This is a genomic window from Winogradskyella damuponensis (assembly GCF_039538385.1).
In the GTDB taxonomy this organism is placed as follows: domain Bacteria; phylum Bacteroidota; class Bacteroidia; order Flavobacteriales; family Flavobacteriaceae; genus Winogradskyella; species Winogradskyella damuponensis.
The window spans coordinates 154,225-174,915 of sequence record NZ_BAABCB010000007.1 but is presented as its reverse complement, the minus strand read 5'-3'; the positions used below and the strand labels follow the sequence as shown (position 1 = coordinate 174,915).

The window sequence follows — 20,691 nt, the reverse complement described above, 5'->3', positions numbered from 1 at the left end:
TGTGGATTTGAAATTTTTTGCAAAGGTGCGATAATATTACATATTTGCAATATTAAATATCGGTTAAGTTTAAGTATTTTTGCCGGATGTTTCAACTCGGAAAAACCATAGTCTCAGAAGACATTATAGAAAAAGATTTTGTTTGTAATCTTTCAGCCTGCAAAGGAGCCTGTTGTATAGATGGAGATGCTGGTGCGCCTTTAGATAAAGATGAGGTAAAAATCTTAGAAGATATCTATCCAAAAGTAAAGCCATTTCTTCGCCAAGAAGGGATTGATGCTATTGAAGCGCAAGGCACTTCAATTACCTCTAGTTTTGGAGATTTTGAAACTCCATTAATTAATGGAGCAGATTGTGCTTATGTTATTTTTGATGAGAAAAAAACAGCACTTTGCGCTATTGAAGAAGCCTATAATCAGGGAGAAATTCAATGGAAAAAACCAGTGTCTTGTCACTTATATCCAATACGAGTGAAGGAATACACTGAGTTTTCTGGTGTTAATTATGAAAAATGGGAAATTTGTGACGATGCCTGTACTTTAGGCAAAGAATTACAAGTGCCAATATACAAGTTTGTAAAGGAAGCCCTTATTAGAAAATTTGGAGAAGATTGGTATGCTGAATTGGAGAAAGTGGCTGAGAAAAATTTCGGAAAATAAAACGTGTTACATTACTCTAATAGAATTTTGAAGCTTGGCTTTAAATTGTAATGTTAGCCTTTAGTTTTGTTGGTATGTGTAAGATTATTTTAGTACCTGAAGGGGTTTCATCTTCGTACAAATCTTCAATTTCTAAAGTGTATGAATTTTGAAATGATTCTGAAAAATTAGCCAATCTTGCTTTTGTGATATCTATACCTACAGAATTTCGTTCTAGTTTTTTCTTCTCATTAATTTTGTGCGATGCAATTCTGCCAATACCATTATCTATAATTTCAACGGTTATAAAATTGGGCAATTTTTTACTTACAGTAAGATCTATTTTTTTGTTGCTATCTTTTGAAGACAAACCATGCCATAACGAATTTTCTAAAAAAGGTTGAAGCACTAAAGAGGGTATTTTGGTTGCTTCAGTATTTATTGCTGGATCTACAGTGATGTTAAAATTTATTTCATTATCAAAACGAATGTTTTCAATATTCATATACAACTTCATGGTTTCGAGCTCGTCTTTTAGGGATGTTTCTTTCTCTTTTGACGCCATTAAGATTTTTCGAATTAGTTTTGAAAACTTGTTGAGGTAATAAACCGCATTAGTTTTATCATTATTAATAATGTAAAGTTTAATGGAGTTTAACGAGTTAAATATAAAATGAGGGTTCATCTGACTTCGCAACATATCTTGTTCTAAGGTTAAAATATGTTTGTCTCGTTTTAAAGCTTTTGTTCTGTGAATAATAAAAAGGGAGATACCTATTATTCCTATAAGTAAGGATGTGTATAGTAAGATCTGTTTGTTTCGCTCTAGTCGTAAACGAACAGATTCATTCTCTAAAGCTAAGGCTTTAATTTGGTTATTTTTATTTTCATTTTCATATTCAACTGCAATATCATTTACATATTGTAAATTTTGCTCAGTTAATATGGTGTTCTCTATTTCAACAGCTTGTTGGTAATATTTTAATGCTGTTTCAAAATCTTTTTTGGTTCGGTTAAGCTCAGATAGTAGTTTGCTAGATTCTGCTACAGTAGATTTTAAATTATAAGAAGTTGCAATGTCTAGCGCTTTTTTTAAATGCTTTTCTGCAGAAGTGAGTTGGTTGGTTTCTATTTCTAATTGACCAAGATTAAGGTATGAAGCCGAAATATAGTATTGGTCGTCAATATTAAGGGCTTTATTTAAAGCCTCTTTAATAATAGGTTCTGCTTCCTCGTAATTTTCTTGTTTGAGATAAACTTCTCCAATACTATTATAGCAAATAAGGCGTCCGGTTTCAGAATCAATCATGTTGTTGTAATCTAATGATTTCTGAAAATTGGATAAGGCAGAACTTAAATTGCCTTTAGCTTCTTCTGCATAGCCTATATTGTGATAATTAATAGCTAAGCCTAGTTTATTACCTATACTTTTTTCAATTTCAAGGGATTTATTAAATTGATTGATGGCCAAATCATATTGCTTTAAAGCTAAATAAATATTACCAATACTATTTTGTGAAACCGCAATATTTTTGGTTACTGCAAGTGATGGGTTTATTACGGAGTAGGCTATTTTTAAAGCTTCTGTATGGTGGTCTAGTGCTAGTTTAACCATGTCCATTCGCCTGTAAACAACACCAATCATATTTAGACTAATAATCTTAAATTCGGTACTTTTAGCTTTGTCTGCATAAGTTTTCGCTTCTTCGTGTAAGGCAATAGCCTCATCATATTTAGAAATATTTCTTTGGATAACCCCTAGAGCATTAAGTGCATAGCTACAGGTTTCAAAGGCGGAAATGTTTTTAGAAACGCTAAGCAAACGTTTCATTTTTACACTATCGTGTTCAAACGGTTTAAATAGAGAATCAATTTTGGTGTGTTCAGAGGGTGAATTGTTTTTTATGTAGATTAATGAGTTTTCAAAACTTGTCTGTTGCGTAGAGCCATATGAAACAAAAAAGAAAAAAACCAGACACAGGTTTAGTAGTTGATGCTTAAACAAGTAGTTCATAGTGTTGGTTTATAGTTTTTCAAGAAAATCTGATTTACGCTGTCTCGCTACAGGGATCTTGTGTTCACTATCCATAATCACATACCCTTCATTTTTAATAAATGCTTTTATTTTATTGAGATTAATAATATAAGAATTGTGAATTCTGAAAAAATAATGTTCTGGTAAGATGGCATCAACTTCTTTTAATTTCTTGGTGAGCACTATTTTTTTTCTATTCTGTAAAAATAGCGTGCTATAATTACCGTCAGATTCTATATAGATAATATCATCTACATCTAAAAAAAGTAATTTCCCATCAGTGTTAATGGTGATCTTTTTTTTATCGAATTGTGAATTAAAATTAGAAAGCATACGTTCTAATTTTTGAGAATTAAGGGTGCGTTCGCTATGTTTTTTTATTTTAGAGATGCACGCGCTTAGATCATCAGAATCTATAGGTTTTAAAAGGTAATCTATTGCTTCGTGTTTTAAAGCTTTTATAGCATACTCGTCGTAAGCGGTAGTGATTACAACAGCAAAATTTATATTTTTTAATTGTTCTAAAAACTGAAAACCACCAATAGTGGGCATTTGTACATCTAAAAATAAACAGTCTGGTGTGTTTGTGTTTAAAAACTTTAAAGCATCATCAGGTTTGGAAAAAGAAGCCATAACTTCTATTTCTTGGTTAAAGTTACTAAGTTCCCATATGAGGCTTTGAATTGCTTTAGGCTCATCATCTACGATTACTGCTTTTAACATGCTTCTGAATTATTTGATATAAAGATATACATATAAAGGTATATACATAATGAATGTTTTGTATCTAAATATGTATGTAATGCATGGTTTTATGTGTAGAATGCTAAAAAAAATACACTTAAAATACGGTGCCCATTTATACACTTTTTTTAACCAGTCATACATTACAATTGTGATAGCACTCAATTTATAGGCATCTTTGGGTATTGAAATTAACCAAAAATACAGCAAATTGAGGGGTTGCTTTTTTGGTTAAAAGCTATTAATTAGGAAATAATCAGAGTTTTTAAAATTCTGACGTTTTCATTTCAGTGTTAATTTATAATAACGTAATTTTTTTATTGTTTATTATTAATTTTAGTTAGTTATTAGGGAAAAAAGGGCGTTATCTAAACGCTCTTTTTTATTTTGGTTTTAACAGTTAAAATAGCATTGTAATACCATCAGTAAAAACGCTTACTAAGCCTGTTTTTAACATGATAAAACCTACAAAATATAATTACAGAAAAAGCATTTAACTCACTGGTAATCAATGCATTGTAATGTTTTTTTTAAATCTTCAAGTTTTACGGGTGCTACATGGGTTTGTTAAAAACTTGTTGACAACGTTTATGAAATATCCTTTCTTTTTTAACAACAATTGTCAATCTTTGTTCAAGGCAAATAAAATAGATTTTTCTGGTTTTTTTGATTTAGAAAAGTGTTGAGAAAATCAATTTAAAAATACGCCCTTATATTCCTAGTTTAGGAAAAACAATAACACCTTTTACGGATTTAACAATTAAAAACCTGAATGATTACGCATCATTCTAAGGACTATCTAGTCTTTAAAATTAAATGAGCATGGAGATTACACAGATTATAAAAAGAGATTATGAAACGAGTCCGTTTGTTTTAAATAAGATTTCTAACGCTATTGAAAAAGCAATGCTTTCTGTTGGAAATGGTACTAAAGAAGACGCTAATACGATTTCTGTAAAAGTATTACAAACCTTATTAGAAAGAAAAGCAAGAGATCACAAGTATTTGCCTACAGTAGAAGAAGTGCAAGATCTTGTAGAAGAGAAACTAATGGAGAGTTCTTTTCATGGTGTTGCAAAAGCTTACATATTATATAGAGATGAACAAGCGCGAAGCAGAAAAACAAATATTTTTGAAAAGCGTATTAACTTAAAGCCTTACGAATATCCAGAACTTAACGAATATGTAGATGCTATAAGACATTCGTACTGGATTCATTCAGAATTTAACTTTACAAGTGATATTCAAGATTTTAAAACAAGATTGACAGTTGTAGAGCAAAATGCCATTAAAAATACAATGCTTGCTATTTCGCAGATTGAAGTCGCTGTAAAATCATTTTGGGGAGACATTTATCATAAAATGCCAAAACCAGAAATCGGATCTGTAGGAGCAACATTTGCAGAAAGTGAAGTACGTCATCACGATGCTTACTCACATTTATTAGAGATATTAGGTCTTAACAACGAGTTTAAAAACCTAAAGAAAAAGCCTGTAATAATGAGACGTGTTCATTATTTAGAAACGGCTTTAAAGAATGCTAAAAGTGAAGACAATAAAGAGTATGCAGAATCTATTTTATTATTTTCATTATTTATAGAGCATGTTTCTTTATTCTCACAGTTTTTAATAATTATGGCTTTTAACAAACATAAGAATATGCTAAAAGGTGTGTCTAATGTGGTTGAAGCAACTTCTAAGGAAGAACAAATACACGGTGATTTTGGTATTGATATTATCAAAATTATAAAGCATGAAAACCCAACATGGTTTGATGAAGAGCATAGCATTTTAGTTAAAGAATTATGCGAAGAGGCTTTTATATCAGAAAGCAAATTAGTGGATTGGATTTTTGAAGCAGGTGAATTAGATTTCTTGCCAAAAGATGTGATTAACGAATTTATAAAACAGAGATTTAACAATTCATTAGAAAGTATTGGCATTGAAAAAGTATTCGATGTCGACGAAAAATTATTAGAGCAAACCGAATGGTTTGACGACGAAATTATAGGAACAAAACACGGAGATTTTTTCGTGAAACGATCTATCAACTATAGCAAAAGAACAAAAAGTATAACCAGCGACGACTTATTTTAAACCATGAACGACAACACTAATTTAGACATTGACAACAAAGTAGAGAACCCTCAAACTACAACAACTTCAAATCATGAAGAACTAATTAAAGCCAGAAAAGAAGCTATAAAAGAAGCAAAAGCAGAACCAGAAATAAAATGGCTAACAGATCATAGTCGTCAATTTTTAGCATCTGGTTACCTTACAGAAGATACAACTCCTGAAGAAAGAATCAGAGAAATTGCCAATAATGCCGAAAAAATATTAGGTATTGATGGTTTTGCCGATAAGTTTTATGGCTATATGGCAGAAGGCTACTATTCATTAGCATCTCCAGTTTGGTCTAACTTTGGAAAAAGACGAGGCTTGCCAATCAGTTGTTTTGGTTCACATATTTCTGATGATATGGGAGATATTCTCTATACACAGTCAGAAGTTGGTATGATGTCTAAATTAGGTGGAGGTACTTCAGGTTATTTTGGAAAACTTCGTCATAGAGGAGCTCCTGTAAAAAATAACGGAGAATCTTCTGGTGCTGTACACATTATGCAACTGTTTGAAAAAATGGTTGATGTCGTAAGTCAAGGTTCTGTTAGAAGAGGTCGTTTTTCTCCATATTTACCAATAGAGCATAAAGATATTCATGAGTTTTTAGAAATAGGAACAGAAGGTAATCCAATACAAGAGTTAACGCATGGTGTAACTGTTGGAAATGATTGGATGCAAGAAATGATTGATGGAGATACAGATAAAAGAGCCATTTGGGCAAAAGTATTACAACGTAGAGGTGAAATAGGATATCCTTATATTTTCTTCAGAGATAATGCTAACAATACAGCTCCAGATGTATATCAAGATAAAAACCATGAAATCTACGCAAGTAACTTGTGCTCAGAGATTATGTTACCAACAAACGAAAAATGGTCGTTTGTATGTGTATTATCTTCTATAAACTTATTGCATTACGATAAGTGGAAAGATACTGATGCTGTTGAAACAATGGTATATTTCTTAGATGCTGTTTTAGAAGAATTCATTACGAAATTAGAAGTGTATAGAGACTCTGCAGATAGAGATGACAGACAAACCTTCATGTTTATGGAGAAGGCTTATAACTTTGCTAAAGAAAATAGAGCTTTAGGATTAGGAGCTTTAGGATGGCATTCGTTATTACAATCTAAAATGGTAGCTTTTGATAGTAAAGAAGCGTTTGATTTAAATAGTGAAATATTTAAAACAATAAAAGATAAGTCTGTTAAGGCATCTGAAGAATTAGCAACATTATTTGGTGAGCCAGAAGTATTAAAAGGTTACGGAAGACGTAATACAACATTAAACGCTGTAGCTCCAACAACATCTTCTGCGTTTATTCTAGGACAAGTATCTCAAGGTATTGAGCCAATTTGGTCTAACAGTTACGTAAAGGATATTGCGAAAATAAAAACCACAATTAAAAACCCTTATTTAGTAGCGCTTTTAGAAGAAAAAGGCATGAATACTAGTGAGGTGTGGAGAAGCATTAGAGATTATGATGGTTCTGTACAACATTTAGAAGGACTTACAGATCATGAAAAAGATGTGTTTAAAACCTATTCTGAAATTGATCAAATGACCATCATTTATCAGGCAGCAAATAGACAAAACCATATCGATCAAGGGCAGTCTATAAATATTATGGTACACCCAGATATGCCAGTAAAAGATATTAATAAAATCTATGTGACGGCTTGGCAATTAGGTGTAAAATCATTGTACTACCAACACAGTATGAATGCAGCACAAAAATTCAAGCAAAAGAAAGAATGTACGAGCTGTGAAGGATAATAGCTAGTAAATACAACAAGTGTTAATTAATAAGCCACTCTATCATTGTGTAGGGTGGTTTTTTAAGGCGAAATTTGAAAGCGGTATTTTGAGTTTAAACACTTGATAGTCAGAGTTTTAAAATAAAATTTATATAAAAAATATTTTAATATGATTATTAAATAAATTATAGCAAAATAGATGATGAAAAGTAGGTTTAAGAAGATTTAAGATTAGAGAATTAATATTAACCATAAAACTATATGACAAATGAAATTAGAAAAGATAGGTCATAGCCCTTAGGCCTTTAGTTAGGGGTTTTTTACTTTAACACATTGATATGTGCAAAAAGAAAAAAAACCATCCACGATGGTGGATGGTATTTGAAACAGAGATTAGACTAATAGTCAAATTAGCAGTTGGTCTAATCGCGATGTGGCTACTTTAGCTACAACCCTTGACCAAAGTGGCAAGGTGATTTTTTAAACCATTAAAATTTAGAGAAGTCTATTGTGACCGCAATAGGCTTTTCGCTTTTAACAGCTTTACAAAAGTAATGTAATTATATACAAGTAATAAATTTTTTTATACATTTTCGGTAGTACTAATTACCTTGGTATCTTCTAAATTATAATTCAGTTATAATCATTTCAGAAATGAGATGCTTTTTTTATGTAATACAAATGATAAACTCTAATCTTCAACCAAAGTATCCGTTCCCAAATATTTATCGGCTTTATTGTAATACCAGGCTCTCACTTTAGGGATTTTAATACCGTTTAAGAGGGTTTCTTCAGAAAGCACTATATATTCACCACTATCAGGTTTCGCTTTGCCATGCTCATCGGTTTTAAAGAACTGGTAGATTTCCATAGCATAGGTCTTTGGGTTAAAATAGAAGTACCAAATATCACTGCCTACAGCTTCATCATATGTGACTTTTAGAACCAAATACGTTTTGCCTTTAAAGGTTTTTGTTTCAACCGTTTCACTAAGATTAGTGCCTGGATCTTTCAATTTCATAGGTAAACCATATAAATACGAATAGTAGTTTTTATAAAGTGTAGCTCTATCGCAAGTCATGTTCTTTTCTTTTGCGGCTATGCTATCTAAAACTTTGCCATTGTATTGCATTTGGCACTTGCCTTTATCTAATGTGTACGTTGTGGTTACAGTGTCTTTTGTGGCGGTAACGCTAAAATATTCAGCAGGTAAATTAATTGAAATACTACTAGTGCGTTTTGCGGCTTCTGGCATGGTCATTACCACAGTAAACGTAGCGTTAAAGCGTTCCCAGTTCCCATTTGGGTCGTGGTAATTAATGGCTTTGTTTAATAGTTCTTGAGACGATAGATTTTGACTAAAACCAGATAAAGCGCATAAGAAGAATGCAAATGCAAGAAAAGATTTCATAGTAATTATTTTTTCTACAAATTACAATATATCAAACAAAAAAAAGCACCCAATGCCGAATTTTACGGGAGGATGCTTTTTGTAAATTTAGATAGATTTGTGATTTATTTTGCCTCCATCATAGCAAAAAACTTGTCAATATTTGGCATTAAAATAATACGTGTTCTTCTGTTTTTAGCACGATTAGCGCTAGAGTTATTTTCAACTAAAGGTTGGTAGCTACTACGTCCGGAAGCAATTAATTGCTCAGGTGCAACCTTAAATTGATTTTGTAGTTTTCTAACAACAGATGTGGCGCGTAATACACTTAAGTCCCAGTTGTCTGCAATTTTATCTGTATTAATGCTTCTAGAATCGGTGTGACCTTCAACCATAACATCTAAACTTGGCTCAGAGTTTATAACATCAGCTAATTTTTGTAAAATTTTATCAGCTTTGTTTCCTACGCGGTAACTTGCAGTGTTAAATAACATGTTGTCTGCAATAGAAATCATAACTACAGTTTCGTTAATATCTACTACGATATCTTCGTCTTCGTTAAGATCGCTAGTGTTCATTGCTTTACTTAAGTTGTACTGAATAGCTAAATTCATAGAATCTTTTAAAGTCTTTGCGCCAGCTAATTTTTCTGCATCTACATTTTTCAATGTTTCACGCATTTTTTCTTTGCTTGCACCAGAAGCTACTGTACCGTCTTCAGCGACTTGAAACTTGGCTTTGTTCTCAATAGTTAGTCCTTCAACATCTTCATTTAAAGATTGTATTTTAGAATTGTATTGGTTAACACGTGCTTCAATAACGGCAAACTTATTTTCTAAATCTTCTTTTGCAACTTTAGTTTTTGTGAGTTCGCTTTTAATCTCCCCATTTTCTTGTTCTAAGGCTAAGTATTTCTTTTTTGAAACACAAGCGGTCAATAAAATTGTTGTTACTAGTAGAATTGAAACTTTCTTCATTTTATAATTTTTAGTTGTTAACGTTTTAAAGTGATATATACGATTAAAGGTGCCTTTTGGATGTTAAAAGTTGTAAAAGATTACATATTTTTCAAAAAAAATGCCCAATACTATAATAGTATTAGGCATTTGTTATTGGTAATATTTTTTTATTCTTCTTGTTCGGTATTCAGTTTTGCAGGTTCTACAGAACTATCGTGAGCACCAAAATATTCTTCTAGAAGATTCATCGTCGCTGTTAATAGGTCTTTAGTCTCTAATAACAAGCTAAAATAAAGGGTTGTGTTTTTTGGACTAGATTCTTCACTACGAGTACGCTCAACTTGTTTTTGAATTTTCTCTTTAACTAAGTTGTATACTTCCGACTTTTCCGTTAATACAGCACCTATTTGTTCAAAAGAATGTGATTCAAAAGCAATTTGGGTTTTGGAAAATAAATCTTCCATACGTGCATCTAAATCTTTTAATTCTTTGATTTGGCTAAACTTTAATTTTTTATGATTATTGTTTACGTGCTTATGACTTACTTTAGAAATATAATCTAAGGATTGCGTCATGTCTTGTAAATAGCCTAGTATATTAATATAGAAATTACTCGCCGATAAACTTGGTTCTTCAAGGTTTCTAATAAAGTAGAAAATATGATCTCTTAGCTCATCTATTTCATTAGATAATTTGTCTATTTGTTTTCTGTTCTTCTTTAATAATTTTAAATCTTGAACAGCTAAACCATTGATTGCAGACGTGTAAATTTTATTACCACGTCTAACAACACTAGCAATATTAGAAGCACTTTCTTGAATAACTCCTTGTGTAGAGCTACTTTCAGCTTTTTCTAACTGATCTACTTCCTTCATTACCTTAGACTTCTTAACATGCGACATATAGCTGCGTATTAATAAAAGTACGGCTAATACAAGTAAGCCAACTAAAGCATAACCTTCGCCATAGTATAAGATATAAGCCATAATTGCAGCTGCTACAAAGGCGCTAAAGGCAGTAAAGAACCATCCACCAATTACGTTTAATACACCAGCAACTCTATAAACAGCACTTTCACTTCCCCAAGCTCTATCGGCTAAAGATGTACCCATAGCAACCATGAATGTTACGTAGGTTGTAGATAAAGGTAATTTCATTGAAGTTGCAATAGAAATTAGAACACTAGCTACCATTAAATTTACTGCAGCTCTTACTAAATCAAACGCAGGTAAGTCTTGTTCTTTTAGAACTACTTTTGGTTTTATAAATTGCTTGTCTGCCCATTTTTTATAAGAATCAGGAAGCACAAGGTTAAGACTGTCAGAGATCCCAATAGAGTATCTTACAATACTTCTAGATAAGAAATTAGGTTCAAATCGTTCTTTAATATCATCTTGTCTAGATAAATCAACAGAAGTTTTTACAACAGCTTTTGCTTTGCTAGAAAACCAAAGTGTTAAGACCATTATAAGTCCTGCTATAAGTAATAAGTATGGTTGTGTTCTAACAGGCTCTCCAAGTGCTGTCATAGCATATTCTCTTGGTAATGCGCCACTAATAGACCATGCTTCGTAAGAATTAAAGGCCGCGATTGGTACACCTATAAAGTTTACTAAATCGTTACCAGCAAAAGCTACAGCTAATGCAAATGTACCCACAACTATAATTACAACATAAATATTTGTCTTAGTATGTTTTATTAAAAGGTAAGATAGTAGCGTAAGAACTATAAAGCTAATTCCAATTAGAGCGATAGGATTAGTAGATATTAATGATTTAACATCATCATTCATAAAACTAGCATTTTTAACCCCTTTAATAAGAATAAAGTATAAAATTGACGATGTGGCCAGTCCACTAAAAACAGCACCATACCAAGATGGCTTTTCTTGAAACTTAAATGATAAAAGTATTCGCGAAATATATTGAATAATGGCACCGATTGTAAAGGCGACGACGACAGACAGTAGTATGCCCAGTATAATTTCAATCGCTTTAGAATTATTAATATATACAGATAAGTCTGTAATAGATTGTTCGCTATCACTGTAAATTTTTATGAGAGCAACAGCAACAGAAGCACCTAAGAGTTCAAAAACAATTGAAACCGTTGTGGAAGTTGGCATTCCTAAGGTGTTAAAGAAATCGAGGAGCAAAATGTCGGTAAGCATTACAGCCATAAAAATGACCATAATTTCATTAAACATAAATTCGCCAGGATTAAAGATGCCCTTACGAGCAACTTCCATCATTCCGCTAGAAGTCATTGCGCCTACTGCAACACCAATACTAGCAACGATCATTATGGTTTTAAACGAAACTGCTTTAGATCCTATTGCAGAATTTAAAAAGTTAACAGCATCATTACTTACACCAACTACTAAGTCTGCTATGGCTAAAAAAGCAAGCGCAGCTAGCATATAGATATAAAGGTTTTCCATTAAAAATGAATAATAAATTGAATGCAAAGTACCTTTTTTATTTCCAAGAGAATGTTACCTAAATGTTATTATTAATTCTATTGATGGCGATAAGCGTAGCTGTTTTGAAGTCAAAAATCTTAAGGTTTTATATCAAGTTGTGTAGGAATAGTTCTTGATTTTATCTGCGTTAAAAATTAGCGTATTAAAACTGTAGTCTTATCAAAACTGTAATTCTGGTTATTTTGTTATTTAACTTCTAATCTATGAGCTAGAGCTAAAAATTTAATGTATTGTTTTATTATATGAATTAACTTGTAATTTTAACATGCTGAAAATAAGATAATTAACGCTTTTATGTTAACTTAATGTTATGTAAATATTACATAATTGTAAAATTAATGTTATATTCGTAAGGAGAATATTAATTAATACCCAAACAGATATGAAAAAGATTGTTATATTATTACTGATGTTATGCGTAGGTTTTACTTATGCTCAAGATAAGAATAAACCAAAATTAGAGAAGAAAGGCGATTTAATAATTGCGACTTATTTTCATGATAATGGTGCAATACAGCAAACTGGTACTTTTGATGCCAATGGTAAATTACATGGAGAATGGACGAGTTTTGATGTAGAAGGCAATAAATTAGCTGTTGCTACATATGATGCTGGTAAAAAAGTTGGAAAGTGGTTCTTTTGGGAAGGTGATTCGCTAAAAGAAGTAGATTATAGAGACAACGCTATTGTAAGTGTAGTTGAATGGTCTAATGATAGAACCTTAGTATCGAGAGATTAAAAAGACATCTGATTACATAACGTTAAAAAAGAAAAGAGCTGTAATACATATATTACAGCTCTTTTTTTTATATAACATTTAATGAGTTCTTACAAGTTCATGCTATAGCCTAAGCTAAAAGTTGTACCTGGATTTCTTGAAGAAAAGTCAGCACTAATGTCTCCATAAGATTCATACTGACTTAATCTGTCATCATTAAGAATATTATCTATTTTTAAACTTAGTTTAGAACGCTTGTCTTTACCAAAGCTCTTGGATAGATTAAAATTTAGACTGTTGAAGGATTGCGTATACACATCAGGGTTTTGGCCAAAGCCAACAACTTCTAAAGTTTTACCTTGTACGTTGTAGAATAGCCCAGTTTCAAAACCAGATTCAGCGTTATTATAGTTAAGACCTACATTCACTAAAAATGGGGATTGCCCTTGTAACTCACGTGTATCGTCAATAGTTTCTCCATCTCTTGCAAATTGCTGTCTAGACTCATATTCTTGTCCTTCTCCTTTTGCCATTTCAATTTCAGATTTGATAATAGAAACATTTACATTTAAACTTAAGTCTGCTAGAGATTCTGAAATAAACTTAAAGTTTTTACGACCTTCAAACTCCAAACCTAAGACTTGTGCTTCAGGTGAGTTTCTTGGTGTAAATTGATTAGGCGCTACATAAGAATACGCAACTAATTCAATAGGGTCTTTAAATCTTTTGTAAAATGCACTTACGGCAAACATCTGCGCTTTCTCTCCAAAGAACTCATATCTCGCATCAAAGTTATTAATGTAAGAAGGCTGCAAGTCTATATTACCTAAAAAGATAAGTCCCGTTAATAAATCTGAAATTTGTACTACTGAAGATTCTTTAAAACTAGGTCGCGCTACGGTACGGAAATAAGATAAACGAATATTAGATTTTTCGTTGGCTTCATAGATGAAATTTGCCGATGGAAATAAGTCTAATTCTTCTATAGTTTGTTCGTTATCATAGATTTCGCTACCCGAATTGTTTTGTCCTGTGAAAAATGTTGTAAAATACTCTGCACGAAGCCCAACAATAGATTTTAATTTCTCTGTAATCTTAAATTCATTGGATACATACGCAGCCAAAGTGTTTTGCGTAGACTCATATGAATTTGCTGGTTCAAAGTTTCCACGGATATAAGAACCAGAATTAGTTTCAGGTGTCCAAATATTACTAGGATCTAAAATCGCATTAGGATCACCGTTGAAATCTGAAGTCGTTACTGCTCTAAAAGCAACTTCATACTTATAAATATCATAATTACGTTGTTTGTAACTTCCTAAGGCTCCAAATTTGAGAGCCGCTTGGTTGTCAAATAAATCGTACTTCTTTGTGAAATCGACCTTTGCAGTAGCATTAAATTCTTCTAAGTCTCTCCATAAACGTTGTGGAAATCCAGCATCAGAACTAATACTTGTGGATCCATCATTGTTCAAAATAAAAGTGGTTAATCTTACGTCTTTATCATAAACACGACTAAAGCTAGGTGATACTTTCCATTCTGTAACGAAATCATTTTCTATATCATTATGCTGACCACCAATTAAAAAGTTGGTTAAAGAACGTTGGGTATATTCTAAGTTGTCTTTATCGACATCAATATCATTAGATATTTCTGTGTTTTGAGTAAATAAAGCTGCTCTGCTCTCTCCACTTTGTATGTGTAAGACATTAAAATTGTATTTAGAGTTGTCGGTTTTATAAGATAATCCAACCAATCCGCTTAATAAAACATTGTTTTCGCCTAAATCACCAATTTGTCTACGGTCAAACCGTAATTCGTTGATACTACGATCTTCATTTTTTTGGTAAACCCCGTTTTCAAAACCTTCATAAAATAAGGTTTCGTTTTTGTAATTTAAAGAGGCAATTAAACCTAACCTATTCTCTCCAACATCAAATTGGTTACCATAATTAAAACCAAAGCTAAAGTTTGGTAAGCTTGTTTCGCGCTCAGCAGCTAAGGTGCTATTAAATGAACGTGTAATGCCTTCTAAACTAGAGTTGTTACCCGACGCCGGATTTGGGACAGAAGTTGTAGGCGAAATAGGTAAATCTCTATCACCACCGTCAAAACCAAGAAAATCAGTATTACTACCTTTATAAGTAACATAGTTAGAATTGAAGCTCATATCAGGATTATAACTTGTGGAAAGTGAAAAGCTCATCGCTTTTTTTGATGGAAAATCTTTTGTAATAATGTCGACAACACCACCGGTAAAATCAGCAGGTAAATCGGCAGATCCTGATTTAATTACAATAATATTTTCTAAAATATTAGTTGGAAATACATCCATTTGAACGGTGTTTTTATCCGGATCGAGTCCTGGGATATCCATGCCGTTTAATATGGATTTTGTGTAACGATCTCCTAAACCTCTTACGTAGACAAATTTACCGCCTTGTACAGAAACACCAGGTACGCTTTTAATAGCAGAAGCTATATCGCTTGCTCCAGCTTTTTTTATGCTTTCAATAGAAAGACCATCAAGTAAAACAGCAGAATTACGTTGAAGATTTAGTACAGATTCTTCCGTGTTTCTACGTGCTGATGTTGTAATTACAACTTCACTTAGTGCAGAAGATGATGGATTTAAAGTAACATTGAGCTCTAACACCTTATTAGCTTCTATTTTTACATCTGTAATAGCTTTAGTTTCATAGCCAACAAATGAATACACTAAAGTGTAGGTTCCTTCGTCTAATGTTAATTTATATTCACCGTCAAAATCTGTAGTGGTTCCTGTTGAGGTATTTTGAACTACCACATTAGCAAAAGGAAGTACGTCGTTAAATTCACCGTCAAAAATTTTACCGGTTACAGTTCCTGTTTGTTGTGCTGATAAGAAAGAAAAAGATAATAAGATTGCAAAAAATAGAGATATAGACTTAATCATTTTAATATGATTTTAAAAATATACAAAATGTCCGAAAGTAATTTCCGGACATTTTGAGAATTATGTTTGTTAGTTTAGAACGCATTTTGAGACGCTGTGTACGTCCATCCAAATACACTTGTGTTAGCACCAGTTGTTGCTTGTGTTTCAGTAATAGCGGTTGCGTTATCAGTGAATTTTGCTTGGTTAGCATCTGCTTGAATGATATCAGCAAGAGCAACACCTGTAGGTAGAACAATTTCCCAGTTAGAAAACGTTAATCTATCATTAGCAAATTCTGTATGTGAGTCATCACCACTAATTCTTACTGTAGATTCAGTTCCAAAGTTGTAAACTAAAATATTATTTAAGTTAGCAATTAAACCGTCTCTACAATCTGCGATATAGCTAGAAGTTGTAGGATCACCAATTAAAGTAATATTGCTCATTGTATAACCATCTTCTGTTGCTACAGATCCTTCAGGACCATCTAATTCTAATGCGCTACCAGATTCACTTCCTTGAATAACTAAGGCGTTATTTACAGATCCTGACCAAGCTTGATCAGCATCTAAACCATCATCACCATTACCCCAAGTAATTAAGTTTGTAGCATTTACAGTTCCACCGAACCACTCAAAACCATCATCTTGATTTGCAACAACTTCAATATGATCTATTACAGTTCCGTTACCAACTCCTCCCATTGTAACACCATTAATTTCATTGTCAGACCCGATAGTTATACCACCATGTCTTACTGAAATGTACTTATATACACCTGAGTTATCATTAGCATCCGTACCACCATATTGACCGTAAGGCTCAGTTGCAGGAATACCTTCTATTTGCGCAGTTTCAACATCTCCACTAACAGAGATAGGTGCACGACCTAAGATGATTAATCCACCCCAAAGACCTGTATCGTTTTGGTTAAGGTTTGTTCCAGTGTTTTGTCCAAAAGTAATGTTGTCTAATTCAGATGTCATTATAATTGGTGCAGATGCTGTTCCGTTAGCAATAACTTTACCCCCTTGGTCAACAACTAAAGCAGACGCTAATGATTCTTGTCCTTCAGCACCTTTAATTATAGTACCCGCTTCAATAGTTAAAGTCACACCATCGTTAACAACTACTTTTCCATTTAATAAGTAGATGTTGTTAGATGTCCATGTTTCATCTTCAGTTAAAATACCTGTTTTCAGGATTAATTCATTAGGATCTCCTCCATCATCAGTGTTGTTGTCATCATCGCTACTACAGTTAAATGCGATAAGCGAAAAAGCAAGTAAGAAAAATAAGTTTTTAATTGTTTTCATTTTGTTTTTGTTCATTAAATGTTATGCCGCAAAGAAAACATGATTACCTCACTTGTAGGTTAATTGAAAATTAAAGGTTTGTAATGAAAAGGTTAGTGGAGTGTTAGCCTAGTATTAACTAGATTTATGTTAAGGAAACAATTACGTAACATTAGAAATTTATAATATCTATCTAGGCTTTATATAATCAATTGTATAGCAATTTATTTATCTTGCATCTTATAACACTATTACTATGAATTGGGAACAACTACTCTCCTTAAAGCGTTTTGGAGACACTAATAAAAGATTGAGAAAAGAGCAAGATGAAACGCGTTTGGGTTTTGAGGTTGATTATGACCGTATTATATTTTCATCCGAGTTTAGAGGTCTTCAAGATAAAACACAGGTTATACCTTTGTCTAAAACCGACTTTGTACACACGCGCTTAACACATAGTTTAGAAGTGAGTGTTGTTGGTAGATCTTTAGGGCGAAAAGTTGGTCAATTACTATTAAAAAAGCATCCACATTTAGAGAGTGTACATGGTTATACCATGAATGATTTTGGCGCAATAGTGGCAGCAGCCGCTTTAGCTCACGATATTGGTAACCCACCATTTGGTCATTCTGGAGAAAAAGCTATTGGAGCTTATTTTAAAAATGGTAAGGGTTGCAAATTTAAAGAACTCTTAACAGAAAAAGAATATCAAGATTTATGTGATTTTGAAGGTAATGCCAATGGTTTTAAAATCTTAACCGAAAGTAGAGAAGGTAGAGCAGGAGGATTAAGATTGAGTTATGCAACCTTAGGAGCATTTATGAAATACCCTAAAGAATCTTTACCTAAAAAGCCAACCAATCATATAGTAGATAAAAAATATGGTTTTTTTCAGAGTGAAAAAGAGATGTTTATAGATGTAGCATCAGAGTTAGGTTTATCCAAACGAGGTAATGATTATTTGAGTTTTCAAAGACATCCTTTAGCGTTTCTAGTGGAGGCAGCAGATGATATTTGTTATACTATAATTGATTTTGAAGATGGTATTAACCTTGGATTGATTGAAGAAGAATATGCTTTAGAATATTTAATTAATTTGGTAAGAGGCAGTATAAAAACAGAAAATTATCACGCCTTAAAAACTACTGAAGATCGTGTGAGTTATTTACGAGCCTTAGCGATAGGACGATTAATAAATGAAGCCGCGTCTCTATTTATGGAGCATGAAGAAGCTATTTTAGCTGGTAAATTTGAAACGGCTTTGTTGGAGGTAAGTCAGTATAAAGCGCAGATAAAAGATATTATTGATATAAGTGTTAAGAATGTTTACCGCTCTAAAGATGTATTAAATAAGGAAATTGCGGGTTACGAAATTCTAAATCAATTACTCAATGCTTATGGTGAAATGGCTTTTAATTATTATAAAGGTCATATGTCCAATTACGATAATTTATTGTATAATATATTGCCGGAAACGGTTAAATTGGAGAGTGATGCACTTTATCAAAACCTACTTTCTGTATGCTTATACATTTCAAAATTATCAGATACAAATGCTATGTTGCTACATAAGAAGTTAAAAGGTAATATTTTATAACGTGCATTTCATCGAATAAATTTGTTTTTTAACGATATTTGTTTTTTATTTACCTTATAATCAGCCCTCAAAAAAAACATCTACTTATGAAAAATAATATACTCGGTGGCTTAGTTATCTTCATGGTTGTAGTAACATGCTTATTAATGCTGGACGACATTTCAAATCCACAAGAACAGTTATCAATACAAGATACTGTTGAGGTAGAACAAGTTGAAAATAATACAGATTTAGCAATTGTTGAGAGCGAAGAGTAAGTCTTCAATTCTCTTTTGTAGTGATGAGGCATCCAATTTTTGCATTGCTTTTAATTGGTCTGTAGTGCCATGTTCTATAAACTGATCTTCAATACCAAGAATAGTAATGGTTTGTTTATAATTATTAGTATTAGCAAAATTTAAAATCATACTGCCAAAACCACCAACAACAGTACCATCTTCTATGGTAATAATGGCATCGTATTTTTTAAAAATACGGTGCAGTAAATTTTCATCCAAAGGTTTTACAAATTGCATATCATAATGTCCAATAGCATCTTTCTGATTGATAGACGCAATTACATCGTCAATAGTTTTTGCTGTTGTACCAATAGTAAGTATGGCAATTTTAAGGCCTTCTTTAAGGCATTTGCCTTTTCCTATGTCTACGATTTCAAAAGGTTTTTTCCAATCTAAAAGATGACCTCTTCCGCGTGGATAACGAATTGCAATAGGAAAATCAATACCTAATTGAACGGTGTACATTATATTTCTGAGTGCAATAGCATCTTTTGGTGCAAAAATCACCAAATTAGGAATGCAACTTAAATACGCCAAATCAAAAACACCGTGATGTGTAGCTCCATCTTCACCAACCAAACCAGCTCTGTCTAAACAGAAGATTACAGGTAAGTTTTGTAATGCCACATCGTGAATGATTTGATCGTAGGCGCGTTGTAAAAATGTAGAATAAATATTACAAAATGGAATAAGGCCTTGTGTTGCCATTCCTGCTGCAAGTGTAACAGCATGTTGCTCTGCAATACCTACATCGAAAGCTCTATTAGGAATGGTTTCCATCATATATTTTAAGGAGCTTCCTGTTGGCATAGCAGGAGTAATACCTACTATTTTATCATTTTTTAAAGCCAACTCTACAATAGTTTCACCAAAAACATCTTGGTATTTTGGAGGTTGCTTTAAGTCTGATTTTACTGGGAGTTCACCTGTTTTTGCATCAAATTTTCCTGGTGCGTGGTATTTTACTTGGTCTAATTCTGCTTGTTTTAAGCCTTTTCCTTTTGTGGTAATAATATGTAAAAACTTAGGTCCTTTTACAGTTTTTAGTCGTTTTAATTCTGAAAGGAGTAAGGGTAAATCATGACCATCAATAGGTCCGGAGTAATTAAAATTTAAGGCTTCAAAAATATTGTCTTGCTTTTCAGTTCCTTTTTTTACGTTAGTCAAATATTGTTTTAGGGCACCAACGCTTGGGTCTATACCAATGGCATTATCATTTAAGATAACGAGTAAATTAGCATCTGTAACTCCGGCGTGGTTTAAACCTTCAAAAGCCATTCCACTAGCAATAGAAGCATCGCCAATGACAGCAATATGGTGTTTGTTTTCGCCTTTTAGTTGTGAAGCAATTGCCATTCCTAAGGCTGCCGAAATTGAGGTTGATGAATGTCCAACACCAAAAGCATCATATTCACTTTCACTGCGCTTTGGAAAACCGCTTATACCATTGAGTTGCCTGTTGGTATCAAAAATATCTTTTCTTCCGGTTAAGATTTTGTGACCATAAGCTTGGTGGCCAACATCCCAAATTAATTCATCTTTTGGAGTATTAAAGACGTAATGCAACGCAATAGTCAATTCTACCACTCCAAGACTAGCACCTAAATGACCTTCTTTTGTAGCGACGATGTTAATAATAAAGCGTCGTAACTCTTTAGCAAGTTGAGGTAAGTCTTCGGGAGCAAGCTGGCGTAAATCTTTAGGAAGATTAATATGTTTTAAGAGGTTTTTCATTCAATTACAAATGTACTATAA

The 20,691-nt window shown here is 32.6% G+C and carries 14 protein-coding genes; 6 read left to right on the top strand and 8 right to left on the bottom strand.

Going from position 1 to position 20,691, the window contains the following annotated elements; genetic code table 11:
• The first annotated feature begins 86 nt into the window (after nucleotides 1-86).
• On the top strand, nucleotides 87-659 hold the full coding sequence (locus tag ABD730_RS04930; protein WP_334468095.1) for a DUF3109 family protein: 573 nt from the start codon (nucleotides 87-89) through the stop codon (nucleotides 657-659).
• 40 nt (nucleotides 660-699) lie between these two features.
• On the opposite strand, the gene ABD730_RS04925 is transcribed toward ABD730_RS04930, so the two are convergent.
• Together ABD730_RS04925 and ABD730_RS04920 are read right to left on the bottom strand one after the other, a co-directional pair.
• A complete protein-coding gene (locus tag ABD730_RS04925) occupies nucleotides 700-2,469 on the bottom strand; it encodes a tetratricopeptide repeat-containing sensor histidine kinase (RefSeq protein WP_344712983.1) in 1,770 nt (589 codons plus the stop codon).
• Nucleotides 2,470-2,661: 192 nt separating this feature from the next.
• On the bottom strand, nucleotides 2,662-3,396 hold the full coding sequence (locus ABD730_RS04920; RefSeq protein ID WP_344712981.1) for a LytR/AlgR family response regulator transcription factor: 735 nt from the start codon (nucleotides 3,394-3,396) through the stop codon (nucleotides 2,662-2,664).
• Nucleotides 3,397-4,239: 843 nt separating this feature from the next.
• Here ABD730_RS04920 and ABD730_RS04915 point away from each other — a divergent pair.
• Together ABD730_RS04915 and ABD730_RS04910 are read left to right on the top strand one after the other, a co-directional pair.
• The gene (locus ABD730_RS04915; protein ID WP_215928035.1) at nucleotides 4,240-5,514 is read left to right on the top strand and encodes a ribonucleotide-diphosphate reductase subunit beta; all 1,275 of its coding nucleotides are present in this window, start codon (nucleotides 4,240-4,242) and stop codon (nucleotides 5,512-5,514) included.
• Nucleotides 5,515-5,517: 3 nt separating this feature from the next.
• On the top strand, nucleotides 5,518-7,317 hold the full coding sequence (locus tag ABD730_RS04910) for a ribonucleoside-diphosphate reductase subunit alpha (RefSeq protein WP_344712978.1): 1,800 nt from the start codon (nucleotides 5,518-5,520) through the stop codon (nucleotides 7,315-7,317).
• Between the two features lie 672 nt (nucleotides 7,318-7,989).
• Here ABD730_RS04910 and ABD730_RS04905 read toward each other — a convergent pair.
• From ABD730_RS04905 to ABD730_RS04895, 3 genes are all read right to left on the bottom strand, one after another.
• Nucleotides 7,990-8,709, bottom strand: coding sequence for a DUF6503 family protein (locus tag ABD730_RS04905; RefSeq protein ID WP_334468086.1), 720 nt, complete (start codon nucleotides 8,707-8,709; stop codon nucleotides 7,990-7,992).
• Nucleotides 8,710-8,813: 104 nt separating this feature from the next.
• Entirely contained in the window at nucleotides 8,814-9,665 is an 852-nt protein-coding gene (locus tag ABD730_RS04900) for an OmpA/MotB family protein (RefSeq protein ID WP_334468084.1), read from the bottom strand.
• A gap of 149 nt (nucleotides 9,666-9,814) precedes the next feature.
• Entirely contained in the window at nucleotides 9,815-12,088 is a 2,274-nt protein-coding gene (locus ABD730_RS04895; RefSeq protein WP_334468082.1) for an inorganic phosphate transporter, read from the bottom strand.
• Nucleotides 12,089-12,512: 424 nt separating this feature from the next.
• Here ABD730_RS04895 and ABD730_RS04890 point away from each other — a divergent pair, with 424 nt between their 5' ends.
• Nucleotides 12,513-12,869 carry a toxin-antitoxin system YwqK family antitoxin gene (locus ABD730_RS04890; protein WP_334468080.1) on the top strand — a complete coding sequence of 119 codons (357 nt, stop codon included), beginning with the start codon at nucleotides 12,513-12,515 and terminating at the stop codon, nucleotides 12,867-12,869.
• An 89-nt stretch (nucleotides 12,870-12,958) separates the two neighbouring features.
• On the opposite strand, the gene ABD730_RS04885 is transcribed toward ABD730_RS04890, so the two are convergent.
• Nucleotides 12,959-15,784: a TonB-dependent receptor gene (locus tag ABD730_RS04885; RefSeq protein ID WP_344712975.1), complete on the bottom strand. Its 2,826-nt coding sequence runs from the start codon at nucleotides 15,782-15,784 to the stop codon at nucleotides 12,959-12,961.
• 74 nt (nucleotides 15,785-15,858) lie between these two features.
• Nucleotides 15,859-17,082 (bottom strand): hypothetical protein, encoded by a 1,224-nt coding sequence (locus ABD730_RS04880; RefSeq protein WP_344712973.1) that lies wholly within the window; start codon nucleotides 17,080-17,082, stop codon nucleotides 15,859-15,861.
• Between the two features lie 235 nt (nucleotides 17,083-17,317).
• Here ABD730_RS04880 and ABD730_RS04875 point away from each other — a divergent pair, with 235 nt between their 5' ends.
• Nucleotides 17,318-18,658: a deoxyguanosinetriphosphate triphosphohydrolase gene (locus tag ABD730_RS04875; RefSeq protein ID WP_344712971.1), complete on the top strand. Its 1,341-nt coding sequence runs from the start codon at nucleotides 17,318-17,320 to the stop codon at nucleotides 18,656-18,658.
• Nucleotides 18,659-18,744: 86 nt separating this feature from the next.
• Nucleotides 18,745-18,915 carry a hypothetical protein gene (locus ABD730_RS04870; protein ID WP_215928018.1) on the top strand — a complete coding sequence of 57 codons (171 nt, stop codon included), beginning with the start codon at nucleotides 18,745-18,747 and terminating at the stop codon, nucleotides 18,913-18,915.
• On the opposite strand, the gene ABD730_RS04865 is transcribed toward ABD730_RS04870, so the two are convergent.
• Nucleotides 18,889-20,670 (bottom strand): 1-deoxy-D-xylulose-5-phosphate synthase, encoded by a 1,782-nt coding sequence (locus tag ABD730_RS04865; RefSeq protein ID WP_334468069.1) that lies wholly within the window; start codon nucleotides 20,668-20,670, stop codon nucleotides 18,889-18,891. The genes ABD730_RS04870 and ABD730_RS04865 overlap by 27 nt on opposite strands.
• Nucleotides 20,671-20,691: the final 21 nt, after the last annotated feature.

Coding starts and splice junctions, on each gene's coding strand:
- ABD730_RS04865 (WP_334468069.1), bottom strand. CDS start 20,670: ATGAAAAACCTCTTAAAACATATTAATCTTCCTAAAGATTTACGCCAG.
- ABD730_RS04910 (WP_344712978.1), top strand. CDS start 5,518: ATGAACGACAACACTAATTTAGACATTGACAACAAAGTAGAGAACCCT.
- ABD730_RS04930 (WP_334468095.1), top strand. CDS start 87: ATGTTTCAACTCGGAAAAACCATAGTCTCAGAAGACATTATAGAAAAA.
- ABD730_RS04920 (WP_344712981.1), bottom strand. CDS start 3,396: ATGTTAAAAGCAGTAATCGTAGATGATGAGCCTAAAGCAATTCAAAGC.
- ABD730_RS04915 (WP_215928035.1), top strand. CDS start 4,240: ATGGAGATTACACAGATTATAAAAAGAGATTATGAAACGAGTCCGTTT.
- ABD730_RS04885 (WP_344712975.1), bottom strand. CDS start 15,784: ATGATTAAGTCTATATCTCTATTTTTTGCAATCTTATTATCTTTTTCT.
- ABD730_RS04880 (WP_344712973.1), bottom strand. CDS start 17,082: ATGAAAACAATTAAAAACTTATTTTTCTTACTTGCTTTTTCGCTTATC.
- ABD730_RS04905 (WP_334468086.1), bottom strand. CDS start 8,709: ATGAAATCTTTTCTTGCATTTGCATTCTTCTTATGCGCTTTATCTGGT.
- ABD730_RS04890 (WP_334468080.1), top strand. CDS start 12,513: ATGAAAAAGATTGTTATATTATTACTGATGTTATGCGTAGGTTTTACT.
- ABD730_RS04895 (WP_334468082.1), bottom strand. CDS start 12,088: ATGGAAAACCTTTATATCTATATGCTAGCTGCGCTTGCTTTTTTAGCC.
- ABD730_RS04870 (WP_215928018.1), top strand. CDS start 18,745: ATGAAAAATAATATACTCGGTGGCTTAGTTATCTTCATGGTTGTAGTA.
- ABD730_RS04925 (WP_344712983.1), bottom strand. CDS start 2,469: ATGAAACGTTTGCTTAGCGTTTCTAAAAACATTTCCGCCTTTGAAACC.
- ABD730_RS04900 (WP_334468084.1), bottom strand. CDS start 9,665: ATGAAGAAAGTTTCAATTCTACTAGTAACAACAATTTTATTGACCGCT.
- ABD730_RS04875 (WP_344712971.1), top strand. CDS start 17,318: ATGAATTGGGAACAACTACTCTCCTTAAAGCGTTTTGGAGACACTAAT.